The organism is Streptomyces guryensis (genome assembly GCF_021261325.1).
GTDB classification, from domain to species: Bacteria; Actinomycetota; Actinomycetes; order Streptomycetales; family Streptomycetaceae; genus Streptomyces; species Streptomyces guryensis.
Genome location: NZ_JAJSBI010000019.1, coordinates 184,882 through 204,608, shown reverse-complemented (window position 1 = coordinate 204,608; position 19,727 = coordinate 184,882). Strand labels below are relative to the sequence as shown.

16 protein-coding genes and 2 pseudogenes are annotated in these 19,727 nt (G+C 69.4%); 12 read left to right on the top strand and 6 right to left on the bottom strand.

The annotated features are described in order from the left end of the window. The 4 genes and pseudogenes from LJ657_RS32070 to glgB form a co-directional block, all read left to right on the top strand. A pseudogene (locus tag LJ657_RS32070) lies at positions 1-482 on the top strand (DUF3459 domain-containing protein); the annotation flags it as partial. Beyond that, on the top strand, positions 479-2,179 hold the full coding sequence (treS, locus tag LJ657_RS32065) for a maltose alpha-D-glucosyltransferase (protein WP_232652394.1): 1,701 nt from the start codon (positions 479-481) through the stop codon (positions 2,177-2,179). The pseudogene LJ657_RS32070 and the gene treS, both read left to right, overlap by 4 nt. A 105-nt stretch (positions 2,180-2,284) precedes the next feature. Next, positions 2,285-3,673, top strand: coding sequence for a maltokinase N-terminal cap-like domain-containing protein (locus LJ657_RS32060; protein WP_232652393.1), 1,389 nt, complete (start codon positions 2,285-2,287; stop codon positions 3,671-3,673). Positions 3,674-3,712: 39 nt separating this feature from the next. Next, the gene (glgB, locus tag LJ657_RS32055) at positions 3,713-6,235 is read left to right on the top strand and encodes a 1,4-alpha-glucan branching enzyme (protein ID WP_232652392.1); all 2,523 of its coding nucleotides are present in this window, start codon (positions 3,713-3,715) and stop codon (positions 6,233-6,235) included. Between the two features lie 142 nt (positions 6,236-6,377). On the opposite strand, the gene LJ657_RS32050 is transcribed toward glgB, so the two are convergent. The 3 genes from LJ657_RS32050 to LJ657_RS32040 form a co-directional block, all read right to left on the bottom strand. Then, on the bottom strand, positions 6,378-8,600 hold the full coding sequence (locus tag LJ657_RS32050) for a HelD family protein (protein ID WP_232652402.1): 2,223 nt from the start codon (positions 8,598-8,600) through the stop codon (positions 6,378-6,380). Positions 8,601-8,778: 178 nt separating this feature from the next. Further along, positions 8,779-9,093, bottom strand: coding sequence for a thioredoxin family protein (locus LJ657_RS32045; RefSeq protein WP_232652391.1), 315 nt, complete (start codon positions 9,091-9,093; stop codon positions 8,779-8,781). After that, on the bottom strand, positions 9,090-9,479 hold the full coding sequence (locus LJ657_RS32040; protein ID WP_232652390.1) for a MerR family transcriptional regulator: 390 nt from the start codon (positions 9,477-9,479) through the stop codon (positions 9,090-9,092). Before LJ657_RS32040 ends, LJ657_RS32045 begins: the two co-directional genes overlap by 4 nt. A 40-nt stretch (positions 9,480-9,519) precedes the next feature. Here LJ657_RS32040 and LJ657_RS32035 point away from each other — a divergent pair. Beyond that, positions 9,520-9,642: pseudogene (locus LJ657_RS32035) on the top strand (aldo/keto reductase); the annotation flags it as partial. 146 nt (positions 9,643-9,788) lie between these two features. On the opposite strand, the gene LJ657_RS32030 reads toward LJ657_RS32035, so the two are convergent. Then, complete coding sequence (locus LJ657_RS32030) at positions 9,789-10,571, bottom strand: DUF2127 domain-containing protein (RefSeq protein WP_232652389.1); 783 nt, start codon at positions 10,569-10,571, stop codon at positions 9,789-9,791. A gap of 241 nt (positions 10,572-10,812) precedes the next feature. Beyond that, positions 10,813-12,195 (bottom strand): cation:dicarboxylate symporter family transporter, encoded by a 1,383-nt coding sequence (locus LJ657_RS32025; protein ID WP_232652388.1) that lies wholly within the window; start codon positions 12,193-12,195, stop codon positions 10,813-10,815. Positions 12,196-12,409: 214 nt separating this feature from the next. On the opposite strand from LJ657_RS32025, the gene LJ657_RS32020 reads away from it, so the two are divergent. The 6 genes from LJ657_RS32020 (at position 12,410) to LJ657_RS31995 (ending at position 18,289) form a co-directional block, all read left to right on the top strand. Further along, positions 12,410-14,059: an ATP-binding protein gene (locus LJ657_RS32020; RefSeq protein ID WP_232652387.1), complete on the top strand. Its 1,650-nt coding sequence runs from the start codon at positions 12,410-12,412 to the stop codon at positions 14,057-14,059. Continuing rightward, positions 14,056-14,280 (top strand): hypothetical protein, encoded by a 225-nt coding sequence (locus tag LJ657_RS32015; protein ID WP_232652386.1) that lies wholly within the window; start codon positions 14,056-14,058, stop codon positions 14,278-14,280. The genes LJ657_RS32020 and LJ657_RS32015 overlap by 4 nt, the downstream gene beginning before the upstream one ends. Beyond that, complete coding sequence (locus LJ657_RS32010) at positions 14,277-14,987, top strand: response regulator (protein ID WP_232652385.1); 711 nt, start codon at positions 14,277-14,279, stop codon at positions 14,985-14,987. Before LJ657_RS32015 ends, LJ657_RS32010 begins: the two co-directional genes overlap by 4 nt. A 92-nt stretch (positions 14,988-15,079) precedes the next feature. Further along, the gene (locus LJ657_RS32005; RefSeq protein WP_232652384.1) at positions 15,080-16,474 is read left to right on the top strand and encodes an extracellular solute-binding protein; all 1,395 of its coding nucleotides are present in this window, start codon (positions 15,080-15,082) and stop codon (positions 16,472-16,474) included. Positions 16,475-16,490: 16 nt separating this feature from the next. Next, positions 16,491-17,441: a carbohydrate ABC transporter permease gene (locus LJ657_RS32000; protein ID WP_232652383.1), complete on the top strand. Its 951-nt coding sequence runs from the start codon at positions 16,491-16,493 to the stop codon at positions 17,439-17,441. Between the two features lie 8 nt (positions 17,442-17,449). Further along, on the top strand, positions 17,450-18,289 hold the full coding sequence (locus LJ657_RS31995) for a carbohydrate ABC transporter permease (RefSeq protein WP_232652382.1): 840 nt from the start codon (positions 17,450-17,452) through the stop codon (positions 18,287-18,289). Between the two features lie 30 nt (positions 18,290-18,319). Here LJ657_RS31995 and LJ657_RS31990 read toward each other — a convergent pair whose 3' ends face one another. After that, positions 18,320-18,760, bottom strand: coding sequence for a PPOX class F420-dependent oxidoreductase (locus LJ657_RS31990; RefSeq protein WP_232652381.1), 441 nt, complete (start codon positions 18,758-18,760; stop codon positions 18,320-18,322). A gap of 187 nt (positions 18,761-18,947) precedes the next feature. Here LJ657_RS31990 and LJ657_RS31985 point away from each other — a divergent pair, with 187 nt between their 5' ends. Next, a complete protein-coding gene (locus LJ657_RS31985; RefSeq protein WP_232652380.1) occupies positions 18,948-19,670 on the top strand; it encodes a helix-turn-helix domain-containing protein in 723 nt (240 codons plus the stop codon). The last annotated feature ends 57 nt before the right edge of the window (positions 19,671-19,727 follow it).

Genomic DNA, 19,727 nt, shown 5'->3' with positions numbered 1-19,727 from the left:
TGTGCGAGAACACCCCCCTGCGCCAGGGCAGCGAGGAATACCTCGACTCGGAGAAGTACCAGCTACGCCCCCGCGACTGGGAGACAGCCGAACGCCAAGGCCGCACCATCACCCCCCTCATCACCCGGCTCAACACCATCCGGCGCTCCAACCCCGCCCTGCGTCAGCTGCGCGACCTCCACTTCCATCACACGGACAAGGACGCGGTGATCGCGTACTCGAAGCGGAGCGGCTCGAACACGGTTCTGGTGGTCGCCAACCTCGACCCGCACCACACCCAGGAGGCCACGGTCTCGTTGGACATGCCGCAACTCGGCCTGGAATGGCACGAGTCGGTGCCGGTGCGGGACGAACTCACCGGCGAGACGTATCACTGGGGCAGGGCGAATTACGTACGCCTCGAACCGGGCACTCGTCCCGCGCACGTGTTCACCGTCCTGCGACCGTCCAACCCGCAGATCGGGGGGTCACCCACAACATGATCGTCAACGAACCCGTTCCGGACACCTTCGAGGACACACCCGCCAAGGACCGGGACCCGGATTGGTTCAAGCGTGCCGTGTTCTACGAGGTCCTCGTCCGCTCCTTCCAGGACAGCAACGGCGACGGAGTCGGCGACCTCAAGGGCATCACCGCCAAGCTCGACTATCTGCAGTGGCTGGGCGTCGACTGCCTGTGGCTGCCGCCCTTCTTCAAGTCACCGCTCCGCGACGGCGGCTACGACGTCTCCGACTACACCTCGGTCCTCCCGGAGTTCGGTGACCTCGCCGACTTCGTGGAGTTCGTGGACGCCGCCCACCAGCGCGGCATGCGCGTCATCATCGACTTCGTCATGAACCACACCAGCGACCAGCACCCGTGGTTCCAGGAGTCGAGGAACGACCCGGACGGGCCCTACGGCGACTACTACGTCTGGGCCGACGACGACAAGCAGTTCCCGGAAGCGCGGATCATCTTCGTCGACACCGAGGCCTCCAACTGGACCTTCGACCCGGTCCGCAAGCAGTACTACTGGCACCGGTTCTTCTCCCACCAGCCGGACCTCAACTACGAGAACCCGGCCGTCCAGGAGGAGATGATCTCCGCGCTGCGGTTCTGGCTGGACCTGGGCATCGACGGCTTCCGGCTGGACGCGGTGCCGTACCTGTACCAGCAGGAGGGCACCAACTGCGAGAACCTTCCGGCGACCCACGAGTTCCTGAAGCGGGTGCGGAAGGAGATCGACGCCTCCTACCCGGACACGGTGGTGCTGGCGGAGGCCAACCAGTGGCCGGAGGACGTCGTCGACTACTTCGGCGACTTCGAAAGCGGCGGCGACGAATGCCACATGGCATTCCACTTCCCGGTCATGCCCCGCATCTTCATGGCGGTGCGACGGGAATCCCGCTACCCGGTCTCGGAAATCCTCGCCAAGACCCCCGCGATCCCCGCGGGCTGCCAGTGGGGCATCTTCCTGCGCAACCACGACGAGCTGACCCTGGAAATGGTCACCGACGAGGAACGCGACTACATGTGGGCGGAGTACGCGAAAGACCCGCGTATGCGCGCCAACATCGGCATCCGCCGCAGGCTCGCCCCGCTCCTCGACAACGACCGCAACCAGATCGAACTGTTCACCGCCCTGCTGCTGTCGCTGCCCGGCTCGCCGATCCTCTACTACGGCGACGAGATCGGCATGGGCGACAACATCTGGCTCGGCGACCGCGACGCGGTACGCACCCCGATGCAGTGGACACCGGATCGCAACGCAGGTTTTTCGTCCTGTGACCCCGGGCGGCTGTTCCTGCCGACCATCATGGACCCGGTCTACGGCTACCAGGTCACCAATGTCGAGGCGTCGATGTCGTCGCCCTCGTCGCTGCTGCACTGGACCCGCCGGATGATCGAGATCCGCAAGCAGAATCCGGCCTTCGGCCTCGGTACCTACACGGAACTGCCGTCGTCCAACCCGGCGGTGCTGGCCTTCCTGCGGGAGTACGAGGACGATCTCGTGCTGTGCGTGCACAACTTCTCGCGCTTCGCGCAGCCCACGGAGCTGGATCTGCGGATCTTCAACGGTCGGCATCCGGTCGAACTGTTCGGCGGGGTTCGCTTTCCGGCCATCGGCGACCTGCCGTACTTGCTGACCCTGGGCGGGCACGGCTTCTACTGGTTCCGGCTCCGCAAGGACCCCGCGTAGAGCCGTGCGGGGCCTGGCAGAACCCGGGGTGGGGCGGTTTCTCCTGTCCCACCCGGGGCACGCATCAGTAACACCCCGACCACCCGGGGAAAGGAATGTGACGCCATGGCGGAAACTGTCACACTTTCCGGCAGGACAAGTCCTGGTCTGCTCGCGTCGCTGGATCCCCTGCTGCGCGAATGGCTGCCACGGCAGCGCTGGTTCGCGGGCAAGGGGCGGCCGGTCACCGGGTTCTCGCTGGTCGCGGCCACCGAGTTGCTGCCGGCCGACGGCAGGCTGGGCCTGTTCCACCTGCTGGTGCGCGCCCATCAGCCGCTCGCTCTCGGCGCCGAGCCACACCCCGGCGACTGCTACCAGTTGCTGATAGGCGTGCGCGAGGCGCTGCCACCCCGGCTCGCGCCCGCGCTGATCGGACACGTGGACGAGGGCCCCCTTGCCGGACGCACCGTGTACGACGCCCTGTACGACCCCCGGCCCGCCGAGGTACTCCTGGAGGCGCTGCGCACCCAGGCCCGGATCGGCGGGCTGCGCTTCGAGCGGGAGCCCGGCCGGGAGATCCGTACCGGACTCGTCCCACGGCTGGTGACCGCCGAGCAGTCGAACTCGTCGGTCGTCTACGGAGATACGTTCATCCTCAAGCTGCTGCGCCGGATCGTGCCCGGGGTCAACCCCGACCTGGAACTGCCGCTGGCGCTCGCCCACGAGGACTGCCCCCGGGTGCCCGCCCCGACGGCATGGCTACGGGCGGAACTGTCAGGAGAGTCGTACGTACTCGGCGTGCTCCAGCCCTTCCTGCAGGGTGCGACGGACGGCTGGGAGCTGGCGCTGCGCGAGCTGGCCAAGGGCGAGGACTTCGGCACGGAGGCACGGGCGCTGGGCCGTGCCACGGCCGAGGTGCACACGGCGCTCGCCCGCGCACTGCCGACCGTCACCATGGGCCACACCCAGCTGCGGCTGCTGGCCGACGGCATGATCGAGCGCCTCGACGTGGCCGCGCAGGCGGTGCCCACGCTACGGCCGTACGCCCCCGCCCTGCACTCCGCGTTCACCGCGCTCGCCGACCTGGCCGGGGAGGGCCGTACCTGGACCGCGCAGCGCATCCACGGCGACCTGCACCTCGGGCAGTGTCTGCGCTCGCCGGCCGGCCAGTGGTGGCTGATCGACTTCGAGGGCGAGCCGTCCAAACCCCTGGCCGAACGACGGATGCCGCAGCCGCCGGTGCGGGACATCGCGGGAATGCTGCGGTCCTTCGACTACGCGGCCCACTCCGCCGTACCGCAGTCACAGGGCTGGGCCGAGGCGTGCCGGGCGGCGTACTGTTCCGGATACGCCGAGGTCAGCGGCCGAGACCCGCGCACCGACCCGGTACTGCTGCGCGCCTACGAGACGGACAAGGCGATCTACGAGGTCGTCTACGAGGCCCGCCACCGCCCCGACTGGCTGCCCGTGCCGATGGCGGCGATAGAGCGGTACGCCGCACCCGACCCGCACTGACCCGACCTCACCTTTACCTTCGCCGAGGAGGCGCCGCCCGTGACCCCCCGCCCCACGCCCAGCGGTTCGGATCCGAAGAAGAAGGCCGCGAAGGCCGCGGAGAAGGCGACCGAGCCCAAGAAATCGGTGAAGAAGGCGGCGGCGAAGACCACCGCCAAGAAGGCAGCCGCGAAGAAGGCCGTCGCGGCGAAGACCACGGGGGTCAACGCAACGGCGAAGAAAGGCCCGGCGAAGAAGAGCACAGCAGAGAAGACGACGGCCAAGAAGGCGAGCGCAAAAAAGACGACGGCCACAAAGGCCACTGCCACAAAAGCAACGACAGCTGTCAAGAAGAGCGTCACCGCCGCCAAGAAGGTCGCCGCCCCGATTCCGGTCGCGTCGCCCGAGGTGTCCGCGGGGGACCGCGAGCGGCTGCTCTCCGGTACCCATCACGACCCGCACACGGTTCTGGGCGCCCACCTGGTCCCCGGCGGGGTCGCCTTCCGGGTCTTCAGGCCGTACGCGCTGTCCGTGACCGTCCTCGCAGCCGACCTGCGGGCCGAGCTGCACGACGACGGGGACGGGTTCTTCTCCGCTTTGCTCTCCCTGACCGAGGTCCCCGGCTACCGGCTCCTGGTGCGGTACGAGGAGACGGCTCTGGAGACCGAGGACGCGTACCGCTTCCTGCCCACGCTGGGCGAGCTCGACCTGCATCTGATCGGCGAGGGGCGGCACGAGTACCTGTGGCAGGTACTCGGCGCGCACCCGATGACGCACCAGGGAGTGCCCGGCACCCGATTCTCCGTGTGGGCGCCGAACGCGCGCGGTGTGCGCGTGGCCGGCACCTTCAACTTCTGGGACGGCACCGGCCATCCGATGCGCTCGCTCGGCTCCTCGGGTGTCTGGGAGCTGTTCGCGCCGGGAATCGGCGAGGGCGAGCTGTACAAGTTCGAGATCACCCGGCCCGACGGTTCCAAGACCCTGCGCGCCGACCCGCTGGCCCGCCGCACGGAGACCCCGCCGAACACGTCGTCGATCGTCACCGCCTCCCACCACGAGTGGCACGACGCGCAGTGGCTGGAGCAGCGCGCGGAGGTCCCGGCGCACGAGGCGCCGTTCTCGGTCTACGAGGTCCATCTCCCCTCCTGGCGCCCCGGTCTGACGTACCGTCAACTGGCGGACCAGCTCCCCGCATACGTGAAGGACCTGGGATTCACCCACGTCGAGCTGATGCCGGTCGCGGAGCACCCCTTCGGCGGCTCCTGGGGCTACCAGGTCACCGGCTTCTACGCCCCCACGGCGCGCCTCGGCACCCCCGACGACTTCAGGTACCTGGTCGACGCACTGCACCAGGCGGGCATCGGCGTCCTCATGGACTGGGTGCCTGCGCACTTCCCGCGCGACGACTGGGCCCTGGCGGAATTCGACGGCCGCCCGCTCTACGAGCACGAGGACCCGCTGCGGTCCGCGCACCCCGACTGGGGCACGCTGGAGTTCGACTACGGCCGCCGTGAGGTGCGCAACTTCCTGGTCGCGAACGCCATCTACTGGTGCGAGGAGTTCCACATCGACGGGCTGCGCGTCGACGCGGTCGCCTCCATGCTCTACCTCGACTACTCGCGCGAGCCCGGCCAGTGGGTCCCGAACGAGCACGGCGGCCGGGAGAACCTGGACGCGGTGGCTTTCCTGCAGGAGATGAACGCGACGGTGTACCGGCGGGTGCCGGGCGTGGTCACGATCGCCGAGGAGTCCACGGCCTGGGACGGCGTCACACGGGCCACGCACCACCGGGGCCCGGGCGGCTTCGGCGGACTGGGCTTCGGCCTCAAATGGAACATGGGCTGGATGCACGACTCCCTCGACTACGTCAGCCACGAGCCGATCCACCGCAAGTACCACCACAACGAGATGACCTTCTCGATGGTGTACGCGTACAGCGAGAACTACGTCCTGCCCATCTCGCACGACGAGGTGGTCCACGGCAAACGCTCACTGGTTTCGAAGATGCCGGGCGACTGGTGGCAGCAGCGCGCCAACCTCCGTGCCTACCTGGCCTTCATGTGGGCCCACCCGGGTAAGCAACTCCTCTTCATGGGGCAGGAGTTCGCGCAGGGCGCGGAGTGGTCGGAGGCGCACGGCCCGGACTGGTGGCTCCTGGACCCGGCGTACGGCGCCGAGCCCGATCACCGCGGGGTCCGCGACCTGGTCCGCGACCTCAACATCGTCTACCGCCACACCCCTGCCCTGTGGCAGCGGGACACCGACCCGGCCGGCTTCCAGTGGATCGTCGGCGACGCGGCTGAGGACAACGTCTTCGCGTTCCTGCGGCTCGCCGCCGACGGCACCCCGCTGCTGGCGGTCTCCAACCTCTCCCCCGTCGTCCGCCACGACTACCGTCTCGGTGTGCCCGATGACGTGCCGGCCTGGCACGAGTCGCTGAACACCGATATCGCGAAGTACGGCGGCAGCGACGTGACCAACCCGGACGTCATCAAGCCGGAGCCCCAGGGCCACCACGGCCGCCCGGCCGGCATCAGGCTGACCTTGCCACCACTGTCGACGGTGTGGCTGCGTCCGGCGTAGCCGCTCCTCAAACGCCGGAGGGGCTGAATTCTTCAGCCCGTCCGGCGTTTGAGGACGAGGCCGTTCAGGCCCAAAGCGGGGGGTCCGGGGGCGCAGCCCCCAGGTACCGGACGGGAAGGGGCGGCGGGGGCGAAACCCCTGGTCAGGCGAACGCCGCGGCCAAAGCCTTCGGCAGCGCCCGACTGTGCAGCACCCCCAACCGCTGCGTAGCCCGAGTGAGCGCCACATACAGATCACTCGTCCCATACAGCCCCGGCTCAACCACCAGCACCGAGTCGAACTCCAACCCCTTCGCCCCACGCGGATCGAGCAGCACAACCCTCCGCGTCAGATCGGGCTCCTCCCCCGCCACCACCCCGTCCAGCCGAGCGGCCAGCTTCCCGTGCAGATGCCGCGGCGCAATCACCGCCAACCGCCCCTCCGCGGGCATCAGCTCCTCCACCGCCTTGGCCACCGCGTGCGGCAGGTCGTCGACGGCACGGGCCCAAGGCCGTACGCCAGTGGCCCGCACCGAACTCGGCGGCGAGAAGTCCGGCCGCTCGGCCCGCACCACCGCAGCCGCGACCTCCATGATCTCCACCGGCGTGCGGTAGTTGACGCCGAGCCGGGCATGCTCCCAGCGATCCTCGACATACGGCTCCAGGATCCCCGCCCAGGAACCGACCCCCGCCGCCTCCGCCGTCTGCGCCGGATCCCCGACCAGCGTCATCGACCGCGTCGGGCTGCGCCGCATCAGCAGCCGCCACGCCATCGGCGACAGCTCCTGCGCCTCGTCGACGATGATGTGCCCGAACGCCCAGGTCCGGTCGGCCGCCGCCCGCTCGGCGGCGCTGCGGTGGTCGTCCTCCTCCTGCCGCTCGGCGAACCGCTCGGCGTCGATGATGTCGTGCGCGGACAGGACCTCGGAGTCCTCCGCGTCCTTGTCCTCGAACTCGTACGTCCGGGAGGCGTACGAGACGTCGAGCACGCCCTGCGCATACGCGACCTGCGTCTCCCGCTCCCGGTCGGCCCGCGCCCGCGCCACCCGTTCGTCCACGCCGAGCAGTTCGGCCGCCTCGTCCAGCAGCGGTACGTCCGCCACCGTCCACGCCCGTGTCACCGGCCGGCGGATCGCAGCCGCGTCCTCGTCGGGGAGATGACCGACGGGATCGGCGAGGAAGTCCGCGACCAGGCGCTGCGGAGTGATCCGCGGCCACAACTGGTCGATGGCGGCCCACACTTCGGGGTTCTCGGCGATCTCGTCACGGATCTGCGTGATGTCGCTCGGGTCCAGCAGACTCGTACCGTCGAAGGGGTCCGTCCCGACCCGCTCGGCGTACATCTCGGTGAGCGTGTTGAGGATGTGGCCCTCGAAGTGCTCGCGGGCCACGTTGTGCGGCAGCCCGGCGGCACGGGTGCGCTCGCGGGCCATCTTCACGAGGCCGTCGTCGAGCATCAGGATCTCCCGGTCGTGCTCGATCGCGATCACCGGGTCGGGCAGTGCCTGCCAGTCGCGTACGACCTCGGCGAGCACATCCGCCATGTCGGCGCGGCCCTTCACCTCGGCCGCCGCGCGGCTGTCGACCGCCGTCGCCTTCACGCCGGGGAACAGCTCCCCGACCGTCGCGAGCAGCACCCCCGTCTCACCGAGCGAGGGCAGCACCTCGCCGATGTAGCCGAGGAAGGCGGGGTTGGGGCCGACGATGAGGACGGCCCGCTTGGCGAGCAGTTCCCGGTGTTCGTACAGCAGGTAGGCGGCCCGGTGCAGGGCGACGGCGGTCTTGCCCGTGCCCGGACCGCCCTCGACCACCAGCACACCCCGGTGCGGCGCCCGGATGATCTCGTCCTGCTCGGCCTGGATGGTCTGCACGATGTCGTGCATACGGCCGGTGCGCGCGGCGTCGAGTGCGGCGAGCAGCACGGCGTCACCGGTCGGGTCCTCGTGGCCGGTCCGCTCCCGGTCCCCCAGGTCGAGGATCTCGTCGTGCAGGGCGGTGACCCGGCGCCCCTCGGTGCTGAGGTGCCGGCGCCGGCGCAGACCCATGGGGGTGTGGCCGGTGGCCAGGTAGAAGGGGCGGGCGACGTCGGCACGCCAGTCGATCAGGACCGGTGTGCGCTCGGCGTCGTCGGTGCGCAGCCCGATACGGCCGATGTGGTGCCTGGTGCCCGAGGTGAAGTCGATACGGCCGAAGCACAGCGAACCGTCGACGGCGTTCAGCGCGGCGAGCAGCCCGGACCGCTCGGCGACCAGGATGTCCCGCTCCAGCCGCGCCTGCATGGGCGTGTTGCCCTGGGCGAGCGCATCCGTGACGCCCGCCTCGGTGTGCCCGCGCAGTGCGTCCACGCGCGCGTACAGAGCGTCGATGAATTCCTGTTCCCTGCGAATTTCATCGCTGTTTGACAATTCCACTCCCGGGCAGATACAATGACGTCAGTGAACTTCTTTGCGACTCAATCCTCCTGAAGTCGCGAATCATTAAACTTACACAGAGAAATCCCCCGATCGCAATTGCTCGGGGGATTTCTTCTGTACTGCGTGGTACTGCGTGAGCTCTCAGGACCGTTCAGAGCACGTCCGCCAGCTCCGCCAGCAGCCGCCGTTTGGGCCGGGCTCCCACCATCGCCCTGACCGGCTCACCGCCGCGGAAGACCATGAACGTGGGCATCGAGAGGACCCGGTAGGCGTTCGTGGTCACCGGATTGCGGTCCACGTTCAGCTGCACCACCTTGAGGCGATCGGCCTCCTCGGCGGCGAGGGCGTGCAGGACCGGCCCCATCTGCCGGCACGGCGGGCACCAGTCCGCCGTGAACTCCACCAGCACCGGCAACTCGGATCCGATCACCTGCGCCGCGAAATCCTCGTCCGTCACATCGATCACAGTTCCCGCCCTCCCAGTTCGCACAACGGTGATTCGACGTCGGCCATGGCCGCCAACCGCACGCCGATGGTCGCCCGCACGGCCTGCAGCTCGCCGATCAGCGCGTCGAGTTCGTCCAGCTTGCGCCGGTAGACCGCGAGCGAGGCCGGGCAGGAGTCGCCCTCCGGGTGTCCGGCCCGCAGACACTCCACGAACGGCCGCGTCTCCTCCAGGTCGAACCCGAAGTCCTGCAGCGTCCGGATCTGCCGGAGCAGCTTCAGGTCGCTCTCGTCGTAGGTGCGGTAGCCGTTACCGCCGCGCCGCGCGGGCAGCAGCCCGCGCGACTCGTAGTACCTGAGCGTCCGCGTCGTGGTCCCGGCCCGTGCGGCCAGCTCGCCGATTCGCATGCATACGAACGTAATCCCTGACGCCGACGTCAGGGCAAGGGTCGTCCCGATTCCGGGGGCGAGCCGTCCGGAGACGATCCGGGACTCGGCGGCCGCGGCGGACCTGGTGCACGCGGAGGAGGAGCCGGCGCGGCTGGACGAGGCGGTCACGCCGGCCTGCTGAGGAGTCCCGCGTCCGGACGTCCGCCCGTCAGCCCGGAGACCGGCCGGGGCGCGGGCCGGGCAGCCACTCCCCCGGGGGCGGTCCGCCATGCCCCCGTACGTCCACGTCGTCGCCCGGTCGGGCTCCCCCGTGGTCGGACAAGCGGCTCAGACGGCCGGCGCGGCGTGGGACGGCACCCCGGCCGACTCCTCGACCTCCAGCAACGACGCGCTCTCCCGCTCCTCCTCGAACGCCTTGCGGCCGCCCCGGAGCCCGAACAACCGCTTGGCGAGGGCGATGTACAGGACGGCGAGGACGTTGAGGACCAGCGTGCCGATCTTCAACCAGCTGACGTGCTCGGTGAGTTCGTAGATCTCCAGGGGGAGGAAGGCGGCGGTGGCGACCACCGTGAGGTACTCCGCCCACCGCTTGGCGTACCACAGGCCGACCGCCTCGACGAGCTCGATCAGGGCGTAGGCGAGGAGCAGTGCGGCCACCAGCACCAGCGTGGAGTGCTTGTAGCCGAAGGTGTTCTGGATCGTGCCGACGATCGGCGAGTGGTCGAGGTCGTAGTGGAAGTGCCGGAAGACGGGCCGGAAGACGTCGAGGTACTCGTCGAAGAGCCGGTGCACCGAGTCCTGGCTGTTGCTGAACTTCCATACGGCCAGCGCCACCAGGACGATGAAGACACCGCGCACGGCCCGCTCGATCGCCAGGAAGCGCAGGATGAACAGGTCTCGCAGGACCTTGCCGCGCGGCACCAGCGGCGCGTGGTCCGCGGGCCCCGAGCCGTGCGGCTCGCCGAGCACGAAGTCGCCGCAGCGCAGACAGCGCCAGACGTCGCCGAGAGCGGTCTCCGCGTGCAGCCGCGCCTTCAGGCGCGCCTCGTCGGGCGCATAGGTGACGTGCCCCTTGCGGGCACACGTGCGCCGGTCCCAGTCGATCTTCATCCCCCGTGCCTCCAACCAACGAAAACGCGCCGCGCGTGTACTGCACCGGCGCGGCACGCTAGTGGACGTCGGTAAGAGATCGGTGAGGATCACCGGGCGTCTGCATTGCGGCATGAAGAACATGACGACATGGAGAAGCCGAGCGGTCGGGTCCACGGGGGAGGAACCCGACCGCTCGGCGTTCTCGACCGGGCGGCTGATCGACGGGGGAGTGTTCAGCCGCCCGGAGTCCGGGCGAGGCTCAGGCCTTCGCCAGTTCCTTCTCGCCGCCCTGCTCCGGCACCTCGGCGAGCGGCCGCTCCTCCTCGTCCAGGAGTGTCGTCTCGTCGAAGGGCAGCTCACCCGCGAGGACCCGGCCCACGCGCTCCTTGTCGATCTCCTTGGTCCAGGTGCCGATCAGGACCGTGGCCACCGAGTTGCCCGCGAAGTTCGTCAGGGCACGGGCCTCGCTCATGAAGCGGTCGATGCCGACGATCAGGCCGACGCCGTCCACCAGGGCCGGCTTGTGCGACTGCAGACCGCCGGCCAGGGTCGCGAGGCCGGCGCCGCTGACGCCCGCCGCGCCCTTGGAGGCGAGGAGCAGGAAGAGCAGGAGCGGGATCTGCTCGCCGATCGCCATCGGCGTACCCATGGCGTCGGCGATGAACAGCGAGGCCATGGTCATGTAGATCATGGTGCCGTCGAGGTTGAAGGAGTAGCCGGTCGGGACGGTGATGCCGACGACCGACTTGCTGACACCGAGGTGCTCCATCTTCGCGATCAGCCGCGGCAGCGCGGACTCGGAGGAGGAGGTCGACAGGATCAGCAGGAACTCACGGCCCAGGTACTTGAAGAACGTGAAGACGTTGAGTCCGGCGACGATCCGCAGCAGGGCACCGAGCACGAGGAAGACGAAGAGGAAACAGGTGACGTAGAAGCCGAGCATCAGGATGGCCAGCTGCTTCAGCGCATCGAGACCGGCGGATCCGGTGACGGCGGCGATGGCACCGAAGGCACCGACGGGGGCCGCCCACATCACCATGCCGAGGATGCGGAAGACGAGCTTCTGGAGGTGCTCCACACCGCGCAGGATCGGCTGCCCGGCCGAGCCCATGGCCTGCAGGGCGAAACCGGTGAGCAGGGCGACCAGCAGGGTCTGCAGCACCTGCTGCTGGGTGAAGGCCGAGATGAAGGTCGTCGGAATGATCGACAGCACGAAGTCGACCGGCGGCAGCGCCTCACTGTCCACCTGCTGGTGCCCGGTCGCCTTGATCGCGTTGGTGATGTGCAGCCCGTCGCCCGGGTGCAGGATGTTGCCGACGACCAGGCCGATGGTCAGTGCGACCAGCGACATCACCACGAAGTAGCCGAGCGCGATACCGCCGACGGCGCCGACCTTGGCGGCCTTCCGTACGGAGCCGATGCCGATCACGATCGTGCAGAAGATGATCGGCGAGATCATCATCTTGATCAGGTTCACAAAGCCCGTGCCGAGCGGCTTGAGCTCGACGCCCACGCTCGGCCAGATCAGACCCACGGCGATACCGAGGGCCACCGCTGCGATGACGGCTATGTAGAGATAGTGGGTGCGGTCCCGCTTCCCAGCGGGTGCGGCAGGTGCCGTATCGGGGGTGCTGGCGGCCACGGCTGCCCTCCTTGACGTCTTCGTCGGCATCACCGGCGTGCGGCTCACGTCCGGGGGATGGGGATGGGGGTGCGGATCTCTGTGCCGGGAGCGGTGGCTGGAACCTGACGGCCCGCTTCCACTCCCTCAATGCCGTGACTATGTCGTGCCCTGTGAGCGCGGTCACCCTTCCGTTCATTTAGTTCACACTTACCGGGAGAGGCACACTGACGACATGCGCATCCCCGTCCCGCGCCCCCGCAGCCTGGCCGCCCAGCTCTTCGCCATGCAGGCCGTGCTGATAGCGGTCGTCGTGGCCGGTTACGCACTGTTCACGTACGTCAGCGACCAGCGCCAGGCCGAGGACGCCGCGCGGCGCCAGGCCACGGCGGTGGCGCGCTCGGTCGCGGACTCCCCCTCCGTGCGGGAGGCGCTCGGCACGGCCGATCCGACGGCCCGGCTGGAGCCGTACACCCTTGAGGTCCAGAAGGACACCGGGGTCGACTTCATCACGATCATGAACCCCGAGGGCATCCGCTGGACCCACCCCGACCGGAAACAGATCGGCAAGCGTTTCCTCGGCCATATCGGCCCCGCCCGGCTCGGCAACACCTTCACCGAGAGGTACACCGGCACGCTCGGCCAGTCCTGGCGGGCCGTGACGCCGGTGTGGAACGGCAAGCGGGTCATCGGCCTGGTGAGCGCCGGCATCAGGGTGGAGGCCATCAGTCAGCGGGTGCAGGACCAGGTGACGGCCCTGATCGGCGTCGCGGCCGGTGCGCTGGGCCTCGGCGCCATCGGTACGTACGTCGTCAACGCCCGGCTGCGTCGGCACACCCACGGGATGAACGCGACCCAGCTCAGCCGGATGCACGACTACCATCAGGCCGCGCTGCACGCGGTGCGGGAGGGGCTGCTGATGCTGGACGGCCAGTACCGGGTGGCCCTGATCAACGACGGCGGCCGGGAACTGCTGGGCGTCGGCCCGGAGGGCGAGGTGGTCGGGAAGTCGGTGGCGGACCTCGGGCTGCCCGGCCCGCTGACCGGGGCGCTGCTGGCGTCCGAGCCGCGGGTGGACGAGGTGTACCTCACCGCGGCCCGCGTCCTCGTCGTCAACACCTCCCCGGTGTCGGGCGGCGAGCGCCGAGGCACCGTGGTGACCCTCCGCGACGTGACCGAACTCCAGTCGCTGATGGGCGAGTTGGACTCCGAACGGGGCTTCACCCAGGCGCTGCGCTCACAGGCCCACGAGGCGGCCAACCGCCTGCACACGGTGGTGTCGCTGATCGAACTCGGCCGGGCGGAGGAGGCCGTGGACTTCGCGACCGCCGAACTGGAACTGGCCCAGGCACTGACCGACCAGGTGGTGGCGGCGGTGAGCGAACCCGTGCTGGCGGCACTGCTGCTCGGCAAGACGGCCCAGGCCCACGAGCGGGGCGTGGAGCTGGTGGTGTCCGAGGACAGCCGCCTGGACGACGGCCTGCTCCCGGAGAGCCTGCCGCCTCGCGACCTGGTGACGATCCTCGGCAACCTGATCGACAACGCGGTGGACGCGGCGCAGGGCAGCATCGGCGCCCGGGTGACGGTGACGGCGTACGCGGAGGGCACGGAGCTGGTGATGCGGGTCGCGGACACCGGCACGGGGGTGGATCCCGCCCATGCCGAGCTGGTATTCCAACGGGGGTTCTCGACGAAGCCGGCCGGTCCGGGCGGCCGGGGCCTCGGGCTGGCCCTGGTACGGCAGGCGGTCACCCGGCAGGAGGGCACGTTGACGGTGGCGGAGGCCGAGGAGGGCGGTGCGGTGTTCGAGGTACGGCTGCCTCTGGGAGGCTCCGCCGCTCCGGCCGAGATGACCGGCCGTGCCGCGGCGAGAGGTGACGCATGACGACCCAGCAGCCCATCCGCGTCCCGGTCATGGACACCCCCGTGGCTCCGCACCCGCACACCGGCCCGGCGCCGGACACCACCGGGCACCAGGACCCGCCCACCCGGCCCGCCCCGCAAAGGCAGGAACGCGGCAGCGCGTCCGGAACACCACGTCCTCCGGACGCAGCCACCCGGCCCACCGCAGCGACCGGGTACGCCGCCACGAGAGGTGACGCATGACCACCCCGCAGCCCATCCGCGTCCTGGTCGTGGAGGACGACCCGGTGGCCGCCGACGCACATGTCATGTACGTGGGCCGCGTCCCGGGCTTCGTGGCCGTCGGCAAGGCCCACACGGGCGCGGAGGCCCGTCGTCTGCTGGACCGCACGGCGGTGGACCTGCTCCTGCTGGACCTGCATCTGCCGGATGTGCACGGGCTGCAGTTCGCACGGTCGCTGCGGGCGGCCGGTCACCACGCGGACGTGATCGCGGTGACGTCGGCGCGGGACCTGACCGTGGTGCGGGAGGGGGTGTCGCTGGGCGTGGTGCAGTACGTGTTGAAGCCGTTCACCTTCGCGACCCTGCGGGACCGGCTGGTGCGGTACGCCGAGTTCCACGCCGCGGTCGGCGAGGCGAGCGGCCAGGACGAGGTGGACCGGGCGCTGGCTTCCCTGCGCGCGCCGTCACCGGCGGCGCTGCCCAAGGGGCTGAGCGCGCCGACGCTGGAGCGGGTGACGGTGGCGCTGCGGGACTGCGGGGAGGGGCTGACCGCGGCGGGGGTGGCCGAGGCGGTGGGGATCTCACGGATCACGGCTCGGCGCTACCTGGAGCATCTGGTGGACGCGGGGCGGGCGGCGAGGGCTCCGCAGTACGGGGCTGTGGGGCGGCCGGAGTTGCAGTACCGGTGGGTGCGGAAGGAGGAGGGGGAGGGAGACCGGAGGCGTTAGGTGGCCGCACGGTCATTGACCTGACTAGACCAATCCACTTACGTTCACCGGGCAGCCATCCAGGCCACAACGAAGTGAGCCCTCAGGAGGTCGTGCCCGTGCGCCCCACCGCCGCTCGCCCCCGCTCAACCACCCCACTCACAGCCTTGGTCGCCCTCACCCTCGCCGCAGGCGCCCTCACGGCCTGCGGCGGTGGTTCGGGCAGCGACCCGGACACCGTCAAGGTCTCCTTCAAGCAGTCGACGGACAACTCCATCAAGGTGATGGACGGCTTCCTCGCGGACATCAAGAAGGAGTTCGAGAGGAAGTACCCCGGCAAGAAGGTCGAACTCGTCCCGATCAAGGCCCCGGACTCGGAGTACTACACCAAGCTCCAGCAGATGCTCCGCTCCCCCAAGACGGCCCCCGACCTGGTCTACGAGGACACCTTCCTCATCAACTCGGACATCACCAGCGGGTACTTGAAGCCGCTGGACCCGTACCTCGACAGGTGGCCGGACTGGAAGCAGTTCATCGGCACGGCGAAGACCGCCGCCAAGGCCGAGGACGGGAAGACGTACGGCGTCCCGGACGGCACCGACACCCGCGCCCTCTGGTTCGACAAGGGCATCTTCAGGAAGGCCGGTCTGCCGGCCAACTGGCAGCCGAAGACCTGGGACGACGTGCTCGCCGCGGCCCGCACGATCAGGAAGAAGGTCCCCGGGGTCACCCCGCTCAACGTCTACACCGGCAAACCCGCCGGTGAGGCCGCCACCATGCAGACCTTCGAGATGCTGCTCTACGGCACCGGCGACGGCACCACGGACCCCCTCTACGACAAGTCGGCCAAGAAGTGGATCGCGGGGAGCCAGGGCTTCAAGGACGCGCTCCAGTTCGTCGAGACGGTCTACAAGGAGAAGCTCGGCCCGGACGTCTCCGACGCCCTCGACCCCAACATCCAGACCATTGTGCGCGGCGAGATGCTTCCCAAGGGCAAGCTCGGCATCGCCCTCGACGGCTCCTGGCTCCCGCAGGACTGGCTGAAGGGCAGTGGCCACGAATGGCCGCAGTGGTCCAGCGAGTTGGGGCTGGCGTACATGCCGACCCAGCACGGCCAGGCTCCCGGCAAGGTGAGCATGTCCGGCGGCTGGACCTGGGCGATCCCGTCCAAGGCCGGCAACCCCGACCTCGCCTTCGACTTCATCAGGACGATGCAGACGAAGGCGAACGCCGAGAAGTGGTACATCACCGACTCCGGTATCTCGGTACGCGACGACGTGGCGCGCGACCCGTCGTACACAAGCGCCCAGCCCGGCATCAAGTTCTTCACGGACCTGGTGGCGAGCACCCACTACCGGCCCGCCTACCCGGCGTACCCGAAGGTCTCCACCGCCATCCAGGAGGCAATGGAAGGCGTCACGACGGGTGACCTGTCCGTCGACAAGGCGGCAAGCGGCTACGACGACGCGCTCAAGGACGCCACCGACAACCAGGTCGTCACGAAGTGATCGGCGGCGACCAGGTATGACCGCGGCAACCCCGCACGCGGCAGGCGCGGAGGCGGCCAGGTCGCCCTCGCGCCCGCCCGCCCCGTCCGGGCACCGGCCCCGCCGAACGCTCCCCCGCGCCCTCGCCCGCCTCCTGCCCCTCTCCCCCGCCGTCGTCCTCCTGCTGCTCTTCCTCGCCGGCCCGATCGCCTACTGCGCCTACATCGCCTTCACCGATCTCCAGCTCACCGGTCAGGCCCACTCGTCCTTCGTCGGCCTCGCGAACTTCCGCAAGGCCTTCAGGGACGAGGAGTTCCTCAACGCGGTCTGGCTGACGCTGGTGTTCACGGTCGTGTCGTCGCTGCTCGGCCAGAACACCATCGGACTGGCGCTGGCAGCGCTCATGCAGCGCGCGTCCAAGCCCGTCCGCACCCTGACGGGCGGCATCGTGGTCACGGCGTGGGTGCTGCCCGAGGTCGTCGCCGGCTTCCTCCTCTACGCCTTCTTCCGCCGCGAGGGCACCCTGGACGCCATCCTGAACCTTCTCCATCTCCCGTCCCAGAACTGGCTGTTCACCCTGCCGATCCTGGCGGTGTCCTTCGCGAACGTCTGGCGGGGTACGGCCTTCTCGATGCTGGTCTACTCGGCGGCGCTGGGCGAGATCCCGAAGGAGATCACGGAGGCGGCCGAGGTCGACGGCGCGGGCGGCTGGCGCCGGATGTGGCACATCACCCTTCCCATGATCCGCCGCTCCATCGGCACGAACCTGATGCTGAACACCCTCCAGACCCTGTCCGTCTTCGGCCTGATCTGGGTGATGACGCGAGGCGGCCCCGGCAACAGGAGCCAGACCCTGCCCCTCTTCATGTACGAGCAGGCCTTCCAGAACAGCATGATCGGCTACGGCACCGCCGTCGCCCTGCTGCTGCTCCTGGTCGGCTCGCTGTTCTCCCTCGTCTATCTGCGCCTGCTGCGGACGGAGGTCTGACCCCCACCATGGCCCTCACACTCGTCTCCCGCCGCCGCAGCCGCCGACTGGCCGCCGACGCCGGTCTGCTGGTGGTCGCCGCCGCCTTCGCGCTTCCCCTCGCCTGGGTACTGCTGTCGTCCGTGGACCCGCACGCGGACCTGCGGGTGAAGGCACCCGACGGCGTCACCTGGTCCAACTTCGACGCGATCCTGACCTCCGACATCACCTTCACACCGCTCCTCAACAGCCTCGTCCTGTGCGGCGGCGCGACGCTGCTGACGGTGGTGTGCGCGGCCCTGGCGGCGTACCCGCTCTCCCGCTTCCGGTCCCGGCTGAACCGCCCGTTCCTCCTCACCATCCTCTTCGCGACGAGCCTGCCCATCACTGCGATCATGGTGCCGGTGTACGCGCTGTTCGTTCAGGTGAACCTGATCGACACCATGCAGGGCACGATCCTGTTCTTCGCCGCCTCCCAACTCCCCTTCGCCATCTGGCTGATGAAGAACTTCATGGACGGCGTGCCGAAGGAGCTGGAGGAGGCGGCGTGGACGGACGGAGCGTCGTCGATGCAGTCACTGGTGCGGATCGTGCTGCCGCTGATGGGTCCGGGAGTGGCGGTGGTGACGGTGTTCTCGTTCGTTGTCATGTGGGGGAACTTCTTCGTCCCCTTCATGCTGCTCCTGACCCCCGACCAGATGCCGGCCTCCGTGAGCATCAACGAGTTCTTCGGCAACCGGGGGATGGTCGCGTACGGACAGCTGGCGGCGTTCTCGGTCGTCTACTCGACGCCGGTGATCCTGCTGTACGTGCTGATCGCCCGGCGGCTGGGCGGGGGGTTCGCGCTGGGCGGGGCGGTCAAGGGGTGAGCCCGCTCAAGAGCCTGCCCGAGAACCCGCTCACGCCTCCGGCAGCACCCCCGCCCGGAACGGCTCCACTCCGACGACCCGCCGCACCCGCACCGGCTCGATCAGCAGCATCACGCGCCGCTCGCCGGGCAGCAGCCACGGATACCGGTCCTCGCCGATGTACTTCCGAGCCAGCCGGTCCATGCCCCGCTCCGCCTCCTCGCCCTCCACGAAACGGACGACCCGCCCCCGGATCTCGGCCCGGTCATACGGGTTCCCGGGGTCGTGGTGGGACAGCGAGACGTTGGGATCGAGCCGCAGGTTGTCGATCTTCACGCGGCCGATCGACGTATTGACCATGGCGTACTCGTCTTCGATGTCCGCCCACATGGGCGAGACGTGCGGCATCCCGTCCGCGCCCACCGTGGCGAGATGCCAGAAGTTCGGCGCCAGCAGGCGCTCGCGAATATGCCCCTCGAGCTTGACGTTCACAAAGTCACCGCCTCTCGGGCCGCCCGTCCGGACGGCTTCGCGCCATCCTCGCCAGCCCGCCCGCCACGTTGACAGACGATCTTCGGCCACCCCCGTCCAGTCCGCACGGGTGGCCGAATCCGTACGTTCCTACAATCCGTGATCCTGGCCGAACAGACCGTAGTCACGGCGACACGGCCCGCCTACGGTGTGGCCCGTGCACCAACGTCCAGTCCGCTCGAACCAGCCCGCCCCGCCCTTCAACGCCCCCGCCGCCCGCCGGCTCCGCACGGCTCTCAACATGGGCCCCGAACACGTCGCCCACGGCCTGCGTGTCTCGTACGGACTGCCGTATGTCTCCCCGGATCTCGTCCTCGCCTGGGAACGCGGTTCCGTCGCCCCTTCCAGCCCCGAACTCACCGCTCTCGCAGGCGTGTTGTGGTGCTCTCCCGGCGAGATCACCGGCCCGCCCCACACCCTGCGCGAGCACCGCGTCGCCCGCGGCCTCGCCCCGGAGGACGTCGCCCGCACCGTCGGCCTGGAGTTCCTCGCCTACAGGCACATGGAGGAGCACAACGCCTGGCGCGGCAACGAGCGCCAGTCGGCCACCCTCGCCGACGTGCTCGACCTCTCACTCCCGGACTTCGTGACCGTCACGGGACGCGAGCCGAAGCTGGCCGAGCTGCTGCGCAGTGCCGTGACGACGCGCTGGCAGGCGTACGTCCGTCCGGTGGCCAAGACCGTACCCCTGGACCGGCACCTCCTTCAGGACGCCCTCCAGTCGCTGCACCAGGAGTACCAGGGGCAGATGGTGGCCTCGCTGAGCTGGGGCGACGGAAACGCGGCCAGCGCGTCGAGCGACGCCGGCCGCGAGTTCCTGGACCGGATCGTCGACCACTTCTGGGCAGCGGTCCAGGACAACACCGGATGACCCCTTTTCCAGCCCGTCCGGCGTTCGGGGACGAGGCCGTCGAGGCCGAAGCGGAGG

Bases quoted from the DNA above. Each gene is read 5' to 3' on its own strand.
- treS (WP_232652394.1), top strand. From the start codon at position 479: ATGATCGTCAACGAACCCGTTCCGGACACCTTCGAGGACACACCCGCC.
- LJ657_RS32060 (WP_232652393.1), top strand. From the start codon at position 2,285: ATGGCGGAAACTGTCACACTTTCCGGCAGGACAAGTCCTGGTCTGCTC.
- LJ657_RS32040 (WP_232652390.1), bottom strand. From the start codon at position 9,479: ATGCGAATCGGCGAGCTGGCCGCACGGGCCGGGACCACGACGCGGACG.
- LJ657_RS32030 (WP_232652389.1), bottom strand. From the start codon at position 10,571: ATGAAGATCGACTGGGACCGGCGCACGTGTGCCCGCAAGGGGCACGTC.
- LJ657_RS32020 (WP_232652387.1), top strand. From the start codon at position 12,410: ATGCGCATCCCCGTCCCGCGCCCCCGCAGCCTGGCCGCCCAGCTCTTC.
- LJ657_RS32015 (WP_232652386.1), top strand. From the start codon at position 14,056: ATGACGACCCAGCAGCCCATCCGCGTCCCGGTCATGGACACCCCCGTG.
- LJ657_RS32010 (WP_232652385.1), top strand. From the start codon at position 14,277: ATGACCACCCCGCAGCCCATCCGCGTCCTGGTCGTGGAGGACGACCCG.
- LJ657_RS32000 (WP_232652383.1), top strand. From the start codon at position 16,491: ATGACCGCGGCAACCCCGCACGCGGCAGGCGCGGAGGCGGCCAGGTCG.
- LJ657_RS31995 (WP_232652382.1), top strand. From the start codon at position 17,450: ATGGCCCTCACACTCGTCTCCCGCCGCCGCAGCCGCCGACTGGCCGCC.